Raw genomic sequence first — 11384 nt, forward strand, 5'->3', positions numbered from 1 at the left:
CGGGGCGTCAGCCGTACCGGCCGGCCGTGGGCGGGCACAGGGCGGCGGCCAGGTCGTCGGCCAGGCGCGGCAGTTCGTCGGGCCGCAGCGTGGAGACCGTCAGCCGCAGCGCGGGCGGCGTGCGGACGCGGTTGCGGGCGCCGGGCGCGGCGGCCCAGCCGAGGCCCAGCAGCCGGGTGACGGCGGTGGTCTCGTCGGCGACCGGGACCCAGACGTTGAGCCCGCTGCGGCCGTGCGCCCGCAGGCCACGCGCGGCCAGCGCGTCGATCAGGCCGTCCCGCCGACCGGCGTAGGCGGCGGCCACGGCCGCGGTGTCCACAGCCTGTGCACGCCACAGGTGGGCGACCGCGCGCTGCAGCAGATGGCTGACCCAGCCCGCGGCCAGCCGCTGCCGCCCGCGCAGCCGGTCGAGCGTGACGGGATCGCCGGTGACCAGCGCCAGCCGCAGGTCGGGGCCGAACGCCTTGGCCGTCGAGCGGGTGAGCAACCAGCGGGTGGTCACGCCGGCCAGGGGATGGAGGGGGAGGTCCACCAGGCTCGCGCCGTGGTCGTCCTCGATCAGCACCACGTCGGGGCGGGTGGCGAGCAGGGCGCGCAGGTCCGCGGCCCGCCGGGCGGTGACGGCCGCGCCGGTGGGGTTCTGGGCGCGGGCGGTGATCACCACCGCTCGCACGCCCGCCCGCAACGCCCGGTCCAGCTCGTCCGGCAGCGGGCCCTCGTCGTCCAGGCGCATCGGGACCGGCCGCAGCCCGAGGGCGGCGACCAGGTCGAGCAGGGCCGTCCAGCCGGGGTCCTCGACGCCGATCGCGTCGCCGGGACGAAGGTGGGCGTTCAGGACGCGTTCCACCGCGTCGAGGGTGCCGGAGGTGATCGCCAGCGGTGCGGCGGGCACGCCGTCCGCGCGCAGACGGGCGGCGGCCAGCGAGAGCAGCTCCTCGTCGTCGCCCGTGCCGTACATGGCCGGACGCTGCTCGTGCGCCCTGGCGGCGGCGGCGAGCGCCTCGTGCAGCGGCGGCAGCAGGGCCGGGTCGGGGTTGCCGTGCGACAGGTCGCGCACGCCGGGCGGCGCCTCGACGCGGATCTCCTCGCGGGTCGTGGTGGCCGGGCGCGGCCGGACCCGCGTGCCGCGCCGGCCCGCCGTCTCGACGATCCCGCGCTCCCGCAGCAGCCGGTACGCGGCCGCGGCGGTGTTCGGGCTGACCTCGGCCGTGGCGGCCACCTCGCGCACCGGCGGCAGGTGCGTCCCGGGAGGCAGCAGGCCCGCGGACACCGCGGCCTCGACGCCGGCCGCGATCTCGCTGGCCGTCCCACCGGCGATCCTGTATGTTTCTGACACAAAGTACATTATGTACTAATACAAAGCTCGGCAGGAGGGTTTCGCGTGCTCATTCATCCCTGGGACGCGGCACGGGACGACGACGAGTGGCGCACCTGGCTCGCCACCCGCGACTTCGGCCAGCTGGCCGCGAACGGCCCCGGCGGCGGTCCGCCCGTCGTCGTCCCCACCCACTTCCTCTTCGACGCCGCCGCCGGGGAGGTGCTGCTCCACCTGGCCAGGCCCAACCCGGTGTGGGCGGCGATCGAGCGCGACCCGGCGGTCCTGCTGAGCGTGCACGACGACTACGCCTACATCCCCGGCGGCTGGCGGACGGGCGACCCCGAGACCGGCGTGCCCACCAGCTATTACGCCTCCGTCCAGCTCACCTGCCGGGCCGAGGTGGTGGACGACCCCGAGGGCAAGGCCGAGATCCTGCGCCGCCAGCTCGCCCACTTCCAGCCCGACGGCGCGCACGGCGTCGTGGCGGCCGGCGAGGGTCCGTACCACCGGCAGTTGCCCGGCCTGCGCGGGCTGCGGCTGGCGGTGGTGGAGGCGCGCGCCAAGTTCAAGTACGACGGCCGCCAACCCGTCGAGGTGCGCGAGCGCGTCGCCGGCCTGCTGGCCGAACGCGGCCTGCCGGGCGACGCCGGAGCCAGGGAGCAGCAGCTCAGGCGGATGGCCGAGCGCTGACCCAGGACCCCGCGGCCGAGGTCGGCCGTCACGGACACCAGCATTGGCAGCTCACGTCTCATTGCTCTTAGTATTTGACGACTCACACAGAGCGATGCCGACGGAGAGGGCCCCACATGCAGTCGCCGGACGGTCCGGGCCGGGAGCGGGTGCTCGACTGGGTCGAGCGGGTGGCGGACTTCGTCTCCGACGAGTGGGGGCTGGCCCCGATCACCGGCCGCGTCCTGGGCTGGCTCATGGTCTGCGACCCGCCCGCGCAGACGGCGTCCGACATCGCCGACGCCATCGGCGCGAGCCGCGCGTCCCTGACGACGACCATGCAGCTCCTCACGTCGATCCGGCTCGTCCACAGGCTGCGCAGGCCGGGGGAGCGCAACGTCTACTACCGGATCGAGGACGACGCCTGGTCGAAGGTCCTGCGCCAGAAACTGGCCGCGTTCACGGCCTTCGACGCGCTGGCCGAGGAGGGCCTGCGGCTCGGCTGGACGGACGAGGCCCAGACCGCCCGCATCCGCTCCGCCCACGACTCCATCGCGGCCGTCGCCACCGCTCTCGACAGCCTGTGGAAAACCGACGAGCCTGTGGATAACTAGCCGTCGGCGTCCGGGTACTGGAAGACGTCGTCCAGGGGCACCCGGAACACCCGGGCGATCTGAAAGGCCACCTCAAGAGAGGGTGAATACCGGCCCTGCTCGATGGCGATGACGGTCTGCCGCGTGACACCCACCCGCTGGGCCAGCTCGGCCTGCGTCATCTCCCCGTGCGCGAACCGCAGAGCCCTGATGGAGTTGGTGACCTTGGTCGGTTTGCCCATGCCTACAGGCCCCTCCGGTAGGCGAGCAGCCGCAGCGGGGTGGCCACCAGAGTGGACAGGACGAGTGCGGCGTAGATGGCGTTGGCGATCCAGAAATGGTCGGCTTCCGCCATGGTCAGGCCAAGGGGGACCATCATGGAGGCGGCGAGGACGACGCCTCCGACATGTTGGGCGGAACGGTTGATTTCCCTGTCTCGCACGTCGCTCTTGTGACTCTCGCTGGGCTTCACGATCTCGACCACGATACGGCCCGCGACGGACAGGACGACGCTGATCCCGATCGCCCACGCCATCGGCGCGACATAGGGGACGGCGCTGAGCGGGCCGTCGCCGGCCCGGCTCAGGATGACGATGACGTAGGCCACGTAGGCGCCGGCCGTCGCCACGAGATAGACCCAGGCGCCCTTTTCCTCGTACGACATCACAAGCAGGGAAGGTAAAACGAGCCAGACATCGTGTCAATGATTTCAGACTTGTCCACCACTGTGGACAACTGTCCCCAACCTGTGGATAACTTCCCGCCATCTGTGCGGCCGTCCGCAGGAGCCCTTCCGCGCGCCGCGCACCTCGCCGCGGGCGGGGCGCGTCGCCGAGGCGAAAAGCCTCCGCCGGGGCGGGCCCGTGCACCATGCTTGCACCTGTCCCAGGACAGGAGGCCAACCTTGCGCTACTTCCTCGAGGTACCCCTCGACGACGGCGGCACCGTGCTCGTGGAGGTCAACGATCAGCCCGGCGACGAGCCGCTTCCCGCCGGACGGGCCCGCGCGGCCGTCGAACGCATGCCGGAGGCGCTGGGCGCGGGCCTCCAGCGCGTCCAGAGCTTCGCCGGCGACGTCCTGCGCCGCATGCGGTCATGCCCGGAGCCGCCGGACGTGGTCGCGGTCGAGTTCGGGATGAAGCTGACCGCCAAGGCCGGCGTGGTCGTCGCCGAATCGACGGGGGAGGCGCACCTCAAGGTCACCGCGGAATGGCGGAAACCGGAAGGCGGCTGACCCGGCCTTCCCGCCAAGCCTGGTCAGGTCACGCCTTGATGGCCGTGCCCTGCGCCGAGACCAGCCGCCAGCCCCCGTCGGGGGCGACGGCGTACACGTGCGTGTACCGGCTGCCGGCGCTGAACGTGCTGCCATCGGGGTTCGTGAAGTTCATCCCCGTACGCCCCACGATGATCCCGACGTCCCCGATCACCCGCACGATGGCCTCGTCCGGGAACGAGTCGATCTTCGGGAACCGCAGGTTTCCCGACTTCACCAGGTCGAGCAGGACGTCCTTGCCGGCGACCGCCCCGTCCTCGACCCCCACCAGGACGAAGTCGTCCGCCAGCAGGTCCGTCAGGCGGTCGTGGTCGTTGGCCACCAGGGCGTCGAAGAAGCTCTGGTCCAGCTCGACCAGGGTGGTGCGGTGGGTGCTCACGGGCGTCGTCCGTTCTCGTCGATGTGCGGGCCACGAGGGTAGACGTTGACGCCGGCGGCAAGGTCAAACCGTCAGGCCGCGAACCGCTGCAGCAGCAGCTCCAGCCTGCGTTCGTGCTGCTCGGCCGGCAGCCGCTTGCCGCGCATGAGCGTGACCAGCCCGTGCAGGGCGGCCCAGTAGGTCTCGGTGAGCAGGGGCAGGTCCTCACCCTCGCCGGCGTGCGGGCGCAGCCCCTCGACCAGCTCGCCGAACGCCGCGTGCAGGGCCGGGGGAGCCTCCGGCGTGGCGAACGGCAGGTCGACGTTCTGGCTGAAGATGACGTCGTAGAGCGCCGGACGCCGCTCGGCAAACGCCGTGTAGGCCGCGCCCACGGCCGCGAGGGCGCTGCCGGCGTCCGGAGCCGCGGTACGGGCCGCGCGCAGCTCGTCCGCGAGGATCACGCAGCCCTCCACGGCCACGGCCGCCATGATCGCGCCCTTGCCCTTGAAGTGGCTGTAGAGCACCGGCTGGCTGTACTCGATGCGCTCGGCCAGCCGCCGCGTCGTCACCGCCTCCCAGCCTTCCGCCTCGGCCAGCTCGCAGGCGGCCGTGATGATCAGCTTCTCGCGTTCCGCACGTTCGCGCTCCCGGCGCGCCTGAATCGACATGCTCCCGATCCTAGCATCGCTAGCGCTTCTGTCATCGTTCTGCTAGCGTCGTCCTCGTTCCTAGCAACGCTAGCTTCTGGAGACGGACATGCTCACCACCCTTGCCTACGGCCTCGCCATCGCCCTCAACCTGCTGGTCGTGCTCATCGGCGCCCGCTTCCTGTTCGTCCCGGTCGCCGCGGCCGCCGGATACGGCGTCCCCGCCAAGCAGGACGGCGACCGCGCCTACCTGACCATCAAGGGGCTGCGCGACGGCACGTACGGGCTGCTCGGCCTGGCCCTGCTGGCCTTCGTCGGCGCCCGGGCCGAAGCCTGGTTCATGCTGATCGTCGCGCTGCTCCCCCTGGGCGACACCCTGATCGTGCTCCGCAACGGCGGCACCAAGGCGGTCGCCTTCGGCGTGCACTTCGCGACCGCCGTCGCCCTCCTCGTCAACGCCGCCCTGCTCTTCGCCGTGTGACCCGGCGATCCCGGAGCTACCCCGCCGTCGCCGTCCGTACGTCCCGCTCGATCTCCCGCCGGGACGTGCGCAGCGGCGAGAACCACATGACCACCGGACCGGCCAGCATCCCGGCCGAGAACACGACCAGCGTGCCGCGCATGCCGATCACGCCGGCCAGCGCCCCGGCGAGGACCGCGCCGACCGGCGTGGCGGCCCAGGTGAGCCAGCGGGACGTGGCCGCCAGCCGTCCCTGCATCTCCCTGGGCGTCAGGAGCTGCCGCAGACTGCGCTGGGTGCTCTGGAAGACGAGCGTGACGATGATCATCAACGTCCACGAGACGCCCACCACGAGCTGCCCGGCCGGTCCCGGCCCCACCAGCCCGATCGACCCGCTGCACACCGGGTACGCGAAGGCGGCCCCGAGCAGCACGCGCGGCATGCCGTACCGGTCGGTGAGCGGCCCCGCGATCGCCCCGGCCGCCAGCCCGCCGGCCATGCTCACCCCGAACACCAGGCCGGTCGCCAGTCCCGACCAGCCGAGCTCCCGTACGACGTAGTTGACCTCCAGCGCGCCCAGCCCGGCGAGGCAGAAGCTGACCGTGGCCATGTAGAGCACCAGCGGCCCGATCACACGATGACGGACGACGTACCGCAGCCCCTCCCCGATCTGCTCGCGCAGCCGAGGGGCCCGCTCCTTCCGCTCCGGCCCGGCCTCCGGCGACCGGATCAGCGCGAGCGCGAGCGCGCCTGCCAGGTAGGACAGCGCGTCGGCGAGCACCGCCTTGGCCGGCCCGAACAGCGAGATCAGCACCCCGCCGACCGGCTGCCCCGCCATCCCCGCCACCGTGACCGTGCTGGTGAGCTTGGCGTTCCCCGCCATCAACCGCTCGGGCCCGAGCAACGTCAGCGGGTACGTCTGGTAGGCGGGCGTGAAGAACACCTCACACGTCGCCACCACCAGCGCCACGGCGTAGAGCTGCCCCAGCGTGAGCCCTCCGGTCACGGCCGCCAAGGGGATCGTCCCCATCGCGCACCCGGACACCAGGAACGTGACGATCATCACCGGCCGCTTGCGCCACCGATCGCTCAGGGCCCCCGCCGGTAACGACGCGAACAACACCGGCAACCGCCGCGCCGCCGCCAGCAGCCCGAGCTCCACCGGCGAGGCGTCCAACATGAGCCCCGCGACCAGGGGTAATGCCAGGTAGGAGATCTCGTTCCCGAACGAACTGGTGGTCTGGCTGCTCCACAGGAGCACGAAATCCCGCTGCCGCCACAACGACCCCGCCCTCGACATCCGCGACATTCTGCCACCGAGCCTGGGGTTCCGGCGCTAACTCGCCAACCACCCGAAGTCCGGCGCCGGGACGTCGAGGACCGTCCCTTCACGGATGTGCCAGCATCGTGCCTGGCCGCGCTCGTCGGTGAGCACGAAGACTCCCCGCGGCCGGTCCCCGTCCTCGTCTACCGGCGGCAGGGCGGCCAGTCGTTCGACCTTGGCCCGGATCTCGTGCAGCGCGCCCTCTCGGACGTCGCCGCCGTAGAACAAGTAGAGCGTCCAGTTGAAGGGTTTCGCCGGCCACGCCCAGCCGCCGGAGTAGGGGTCGTCGTCCCCGATGATGCGCTCGGCGTCCGGCTTCTGAGCGAACCCCAGCTCAACCCACCCTCTGACCGAGACGTACATCCCCATGCAGCCGATCCTACGAACCGAGCCGCCGTCGATCAGGGGCCGCGTTGCCGTCAATGCTGACTCTGCGGCGGCTTCCAGATGAGAATGGCCCATCTGGCCCCCTTGGGCGCCTCCACCTTGACGCTCCGGACAGCCACGTCGTCGGGGATCGTGCTGACGCGCACACCCCCAGGGCCGGCAGAGCATTGATGAGGAAGCTGAGTTTCGCCGACGCGGACAATCATCGTCCCGCTTGCTCGCACGCAGTCGACCTCCAGGCGAAACGATGTGCCCATCCTGAGTTTCGTGGACCAGCGGTCACTCCGCCCCTCCTCATCGACCTGTCGAAGCAACACCTTGCCTTTGGCGCTTTTCGCAAGGTCTGCGAGCGGGCGATCCACAGGGCGGGGATCGATCACGAAGCGAGGTGACGGTTCTGCCTGCCGTCCCGGAAACGACATCGCACAACCGGCCATGAGCGACGAGACGACGGCAACGGCCACCACGTATGTGCGCATGCCACCCCTCAGTTGATCAAGCCGCGACAAGGCTACGCCAGCACCACCAGCCCCTCGTAGGCAGTGTGGACGTCCACGCGAGGAGGCCGGGTACTACGCGCCGGGCAGGACCATCGTGGCGGCTCATCCCGACGGCGTGCCCTCCGGCGCCTACACCGGTCTCGTCGACGAGGCCATCCCGATCGACGCCGGCATGTACCGAAACCCCGCACGCCTGGACGTGACGCTCCAGAAATACAGCAAGTAGGAGGCGAGTCCGCACGCCCCCGCCGTTTCACCCGAGTAGGTCCTCAGCCGGGTGCGGCCGTGGAGGATCGGGGATCGAGTGACGGACCGTCCGACCCGCCACTGTTCAACCCAGCCCGCAATTCCCCACGCCAAGCGCCGCCCGGCTGGCGTCAATGCGAATGGACCCCTGTCACCTGATGATCTCGGCGGCACATTGATGGCGAACATTCAAAAGGCCGTCTCCCGATCTCCGGGAAACGGCCTCTGAACTGAGAAAAACCGTGGGGCTACCAGGACTTGAACCTGGGACCTCTTCCTTATCAGGGAAGCGCTCTAACCGTCTGAGCTATAGCCCCGCGCACACCGAACGGTATCGCATTCCCCTGGGGGAGGCGAACCAGTTGTTCGGACGAGAAAAGCTTACCGTGTCCGACGGGCTGCTCGTGCCGTACCAGCCACCCCGGTACGGCACGAGCCCCCGCCCGAACCTGCTATTCGGCCTCGCTGAACGTCACCTCAACGCCCCCGACCAGGTCGGAGGCGATGTTGTAGATGACCGCACCGAGCGTGGACAGAGCGGTGATCAGCACCACGTTCACGGCGCCGATCAGCGCGGTGTACCCGAGGATGCGCACCGGCTCGAACCACGAGGCGATGTTGATCGGGATCGAGCTCTGTCCCTGCTCACCCTTGCCGAGCTGGTTGACCAGGTCGACGAGTGAGTCGAACACCCCCAGGGCCGACAGCACGCCGTACAGGACGGCCACTGCCACGAAGAGCACCACGAAGCAGACCAGTGACACCACGAAGCTGAACTTCATGGCCGACCACGGCTCGATGCGGCGCAGCACCAGGTGTGCCTTGCGGGGCAGCCTGGACCCCGCGTTGTTCGACGACTTCTTCTTGGGCATCTCGACGGGCGGAGGTGCCTCGCTGGTGAGCGACGGACGGATGCGCACCGTCTCGTTGCCCTCCGCCTGCGGCTCGTCCTTGGAGCGGGGCTGAGCGGCGGCGCCCTTCGCGGGCGTCCTGTCCTGCTCGCCGTCAACCGAACTGAAGATCTCCGGCTCAGCGGACTTCTTCGGCTGCTGTCCGTTACCCGACGCCGCCTGGGCTCTGGCGGTGCCACCCTGGGCGCTCATGACTTACTCTCCTCCCCCGTCTTCCTCATTCTCCACCGGAGTCTCCAACGACTCCGCGTTCCGGGCGAGGGCAACCACGCTGTCGCCTTCGGCGAGGTTCATCAATCGCACTCCCATGGTCTGGCGGCCGGACTGCTTGATCTCGCCGGCACTCGTCCGGATCACCCCGCCGGCGGACGTGATCGCGAAGACCTCGTCCTCTGGGTTGACCATGACGGCTCCGACCAGCTTGCCACGGGAACTCACGATTTTCGCAGTCAGCACGCCCCTACCGCCACGTCCTTGAACTGGATACTGCTCCACTGGCGTCCGCTTTGCGTACCCAGCCTTCGTGGCGATAAGCACATCTTGACCGTCGGCGATGCGATTCATGGCGAGAAGTTCGTCTCCTTCGAGGAACCTCATGCCGATGACACCGCTGGTCGCGCGGCCCATGGGCCGCAGCGCCTCGTCGGAGGCGGTGAACCTGATCGACTGCGCGCCCTTGGAGACGAGCAGCAGATCGTCGGTCTCGGAGACCAGGCGGGCGCCGATGACCTCGTCGTCCTCGCGCAGGTTGATCGCGATCAGACCGCCCGACCTGGGGGAGTCGTACTCGGACAGGCGCGTCTTCTTGACCAGGCCGCTGCGCGTGGCGAGCACCAGGTAGGGGGCGACGTCGTAGTCGCGGAGGTCGAGAACTTCCATGACTGTTTCGTCGGGCTGCATGGCCAAAAGGTTCGCGAGATGCATGCCACGGGCGTCACGCCCGGCATCAGGCAGCTCGTACGCCTTGACCCGGTACACCCGGCCCTTGTTCGTGAAGAACAGCAGCCAGTGGTGCGTCGTGGTGACGAAGAAGTGGTCGACGATGTCGTCCTGGCGCAGCTGGGCGCCGCGGACGCCCTTGCCGCCCCGCTTCTGCGCCCGGTAGAGGTCGGTACGGGTGCGCTTGGCATAACCGCCGCGGGTGATCGTGACGACGATCTCCTCCTCGGCGATGAGGTCTTCGATCGACATGTCGCCGTCGTAGGCGATGATCTCGGTCTTGCGCTCGTCGCCGTAGCGGTTGACGACCTCGGTCAGCTCGTCGCCGATGATCTCGCGCTGGCGGGCCTCGCTGGCCAGGATCGAGTTGTACTCGGCGATCTGGGCCATCAGGGCGTCGTACTCGTCCTGGATGGCCTGCCGCTCCAGGGCGGCCAGCTTGCGCAGCTGCATGTCCAGGATGGCCTGCGCCTGGACCTCGTCGATCTCCAGGAGCCCCATGAGGCCCTGCTGGGCGTGCGAGGCCGACTCCGAGGCCCGGATGAGGGCGATGACGTCGTCGAGCCGCTCAAGGGCCCTCAGCAGCCCGCGCAGGATGTGCGCGCGCTCCTCGGCCTTGCGCAGCAGGTAACGCGTCCGGCGGACGATGACCTCGACCTGGTGGGCCACGTAGTGGCGGATGAACTGGTCGAGCCGCAGCGTGCGCGGCACGCCGTCGACCAGCGCCAGCATGTTGGCGCCGAAGGTGTCCTGGAGCTGGGTGTGCTTGTACAGGTTGTTGAGCACGACCTTGGCGACCGCGTCGCGCTTGAGCACGATCACCAGGCGCTGACCGACCCGCGAGGAGCTCTCGTCGCGTACGTCGGCGATGCCCGTGAGCTTGCCCTCGCGCACCAGCTCAGCGATCTTCAGCGCCAGGTTGTCCGGGTTGACCTGGTACGGCAGCTCGGTGACGACGAGCGCCTGCCGGCCCTTGTCCTCCTCGACCTCGACCACCGCGCGCATGGTGATCGAGCCGCGCCCGGTGCGGTACGCGTCCTCGATGCCCCGGCGTCCGACGATGAGCGCCTTGGTCGGGAAGTCGGGCCCCTTGACCAGCCTGATCGAGGCTTCCAGCAGCTCCTCGTCGTCGGCCTCGGGGTTCTCCAGGTACCACCTGACGGCGGCCGAGACCTCGCGCAGGTTGTGTGGCGGGATGTTGGTGGCCATGCCGACCGCGATGCCGCCCGAGCCGTTGACCAGCAGCTGCGGGAACCGCGCCGGCAGGACGTCGGGCTCCTGCGACTTGCCGTCGTAGTTCGGGCGGAAGTCGACGGTGTCCTTGTCGATGTCGCGCAGCATCTCCATGGCGATGGGCGCGAGCTTGCACTCGGTGTACCGCATCGCGGCCGCCGGGTCGTTGCCCGGCGAGCCGAAGTTGCCCTGCCCGTCGACCAGGGGATAGCGCAGCGACCACGGCTGGGCCAGGCGGACCAGCGCGTCGTAGATCGAGGTGTCGCCGTGGGGGTGGTAGGTGCCCATCACGTCGCCGACGACGCGGGCGCACTTGAAGTAGCCGCGGTCGGGACGGTAGCCACCGTCGTACATCGCGTAGAGCACCCGCCGGTGCACCGGCTTGAGGCCGTCGCGTACGTCCGGCAGCGCCCTGGACACGATGACGGACATCGCGTAGTCCATGTAACTGCGCTGCATCTCGGACTGGATGTCCACCGGTTCGATGCGGTCAGCCGGGGGAGTGGTGTTCACGTCCGTCACAGGT

15 protein-coding genes and 1 tRNA gene are annotated in these 11384 nt (G+C 69.9%); 5 read left to right on the forward strand and 11 right to left on the reverse strand.

The window, feature by feature from the left end; translation table 11 throughout:
* Nucleotides 1-7: 7 nt before the first annotated feature.
* Nucleotides 8-1336, reverse strand: a complete 1329-nt coding sequence (locus AB0J76_RS04265; RefSeq protein WP_364388725.1) for an aminotransferase class I/II-fold pyridoxal phosphate-dependent enzyme — start codon at nucleotides 1334-1336, stop codon at nucleotides 8-10.
* 45 nt (nucleotides 1337-1381) lie between these two features.
* On the opposite strand from AB0J76_RS04265, the gene AB0J76_RS04270 reads away from it, so the two are divergent.
* Together AB0J76_RS04270 and AB0J76_RS04275 are read left to right on the forward strand one after the other, a co-directional pair.
* The gene (locus tag AB0J76_RS04270; protein ID WP_352324572.1) at nucleotides 1382-2008 is read left to right on the forward strand and encodes an FMN-binding negative transcriptional regulator; all 627 of its coding nucleotides are present in this window, start codon (nucleotides 1382-1384) and stop codon (nucleotides 2006-2008) included.
* A 116-nt stretch (nucleotides 2009-2124) separates the two neighbouring features.
* Nucleotides 2125-2601: a transcriptional regulator gene (locus AB0J76_RS04275; protein WP_352324571.1), complete on the forward strand. Its 477-nt coding sequence runs from the start codon at nucleotides 2125-2127 to the stop codon at nucleotides 2599-2601.
* On the opposite strand, the gene AB0J76_RS04280 is transcribed toward AB0J76_RS04275, so the two are convergent.
* Both AB0J76_RS04280 and AB0J76_RS04285 read right to left on the reverse strand, forming a co-directional pair.
* The gene (locus AB0J76_RS04280; RefSeq protein ID WP_352324570.1) at nucleotides 2598-2822 is read right to left on the reverse strand and encodes a helix-turn-helix transcriptional regulator; all 225 of its coding nucleotides are present in this window, start codon (nucleotides 2820-2822) and stop codon (nucleotides 2598-2600) included. The genes AB0J76_RS04275 and AB0J76_RS04280 overlap by 4 nt on opposite strands.
* Nucleotides 2823-2824: 2 nt before the next feature.
* A complete protein-coding gene (locus AB0J76_RS04285; protein ID WP_352324569.1) occupies nucleotides 2825-3244 on the reverse strand; it encodes a hypothetical protein in 420 nt (139 codons plus the stop codon).
* Between the two features lie 240 nt (nucleotides 3245-3484).
* Here AB0J76_RS04285 and AB0J76_RS04290 point away from each other — a divergent pair, with 240 nt between their 5' ends.
* Complete coding sequence (locus AB0J76_RS04290) at nucleotides 3485-3814, forward strand: CU044_2847 family protein (RefSeq protein ID WP_352324568.1); 330 nt, start codon at nucleotides 3485-3487, stop codon at nucleotides 3812-3814.
* A gap of 28 nt (nucleotides 3815-3842) precedes the next feature.
* Here the strand turns inward: AB0J76_RS04290 and AB0J76_RS04295 are convergent, their stop codons facing one another.
* Together AB0J76_RS04295 and AB0J76_RS04300 are read right to left on the reverse strand one after the other, a co-directional pair.
* A complete protein-coding gene (locus tag AB0J76_RS04295) occupies nucleotides 3843-4232 on the reverse strand; it encodes a nuclear transport factor 2 family protein (protein WP_352324567.1) in 390 nt (129 codons plus the stop codon).
* Between the two features lie 71 nt (nucleotides 4233-4303).
* Nucleotides 4304-4879 (reverse strand): TetR/AcrR family transcriptional regulator, encoded by a 576-nt coding sequence (locus tag AB0J76_RS04300; RefSeq protein ID WP_352324566.1) that lies wholly within the window; start codon nucleotides 4877-4879, stop codon nucleotides 4304-4306.
* Between the two features lie 88 nt (nucleotides 4880-4967).
* On the opposite strand from AB0J76_RS04300, the gene AB0J76_RS04305 reads away from it, so the two are divergent.
* A complete protein-coding gene (locus AB0J76_RS04305) occupies nucleotides 4968-5339 on the forward strand; it encodes a DUF4267 domain-containing protein (RefSeq protein WP_352324565.1) in 372 nt (123 codons plus the stop codon).
* Between the two features lie 16 nt (nucleotides 5340-5355).
* Here the strand turns inward: AB0J76_RS04305 and AB0J76_RS04310 are convergent, their stop codons facing one another.
* From AB0J76_RS04310 to AB0J76_RS04320, 3 genes are read right to left on the reverse strand one after another with little or no spacing between them, the layout of a single operon-like run.
* Nucleotides 5356-6618 carry an MFS transporter gene (locus AB0J76_RS04310; protein ID WP_352324564.1) on the reverse strand — a complete coding sequence of 421 codons (1263 nt, stop codon included), beginning with the start codon at nucleotides 6616-6618 and terminating at the stop codon, nucleotides 5356-5358.
* Between the two features lie 36 nt (nucleotides 6619-6654).
* The gene (locus AB0J76_RS04315; protein WP_352324563.1) at nucleotides 6655-7011 is read right to left on the reverse strand and encodes a hypothetical protein; all 357 of its coding nucleotides are present in this window, start codon (nucleotides 7009-7011) and stop codon (nucleotides 6655-6657) included.
* A 50-nt stretch (nucleotides 7012-7061) separates the two neighbouring features.
* Nucleotides 7062-7508 carry a hypothetical protein gene (locus tag AB0J76_RS04320; protein ID WP_352324562.1) on the reverse strand — a complete coding sequence of 149 codons (447 nt, stop codon included), beginning with the start codon at nucleotides 7506-7508 and terminating at the stop codon, nucleotides 7062-7064.
* 115 nt (nucleotides 7509-7623) lie between these two features.
* Here AB0J76_RS04320 and AB0J76_RS04325 point away from each other — a divergent pair, with 115 nt between their 5' ends.
* A complete protein-coding gene (locus AB0J76_RS04325) occupies nucleotides 7624-7755 on the forward strand; it encodes a hypothetical protein (RefSeq protein WP_352324561.1) in 132 nt (43 codons plus the stop codon).
* Between the two features lie 263 nt (nucleotides 7756-8018).
* Here the strand turns inward: AB0J76_RS04325 and AB0J76_RS04330 are convergent.
* The 3 genes from AB0J76_RS04330 to gyrA form a co-directional block, all read right to left on the reverse strand.
* Nucleotides 8019-8092 (reverse strand) — tRNA-Ile (locus AB0J76_RS04330).
* Nucleotides 8093-8227: 135 nt separating this feature from the next.
* Nucleotides 8228-8878, reverse strand: coding sequence for a DUF3566 domain-containing protein (locus tag AB0J76_RS04335; RefSeq protein WP_352324560.1), 651 nt, complete (start codon nucleotides 8876-8878; stop codon nucleotides 8228-8230).
* A gap of 3 nt (nucleotides 8879-8881) precedes the next feature.
* On the reverse strand, nucleotides 8882-11380 hold the full coding sequence (gene gyrA / locus AB0J76_RS04340) for a DNA gyrase subunit A (RefSeq protein ID WP_352324559.1): 2499 nt from the start codon (nucleotides 11378-11380) through the stop codon (nucleotides 8882-8884).
* Nucleotides 11381-11384: the final 4 nt, after the last annotated feature.

The organism is Nonomuraea sp. NPDC049624 (genome assembly GCF_040675255.1).
GTDB lineage: Bacteria > Actinomycetota > Actinomycetes > Streptosporangiales > Streptosporangiaceae > Nonomuraea.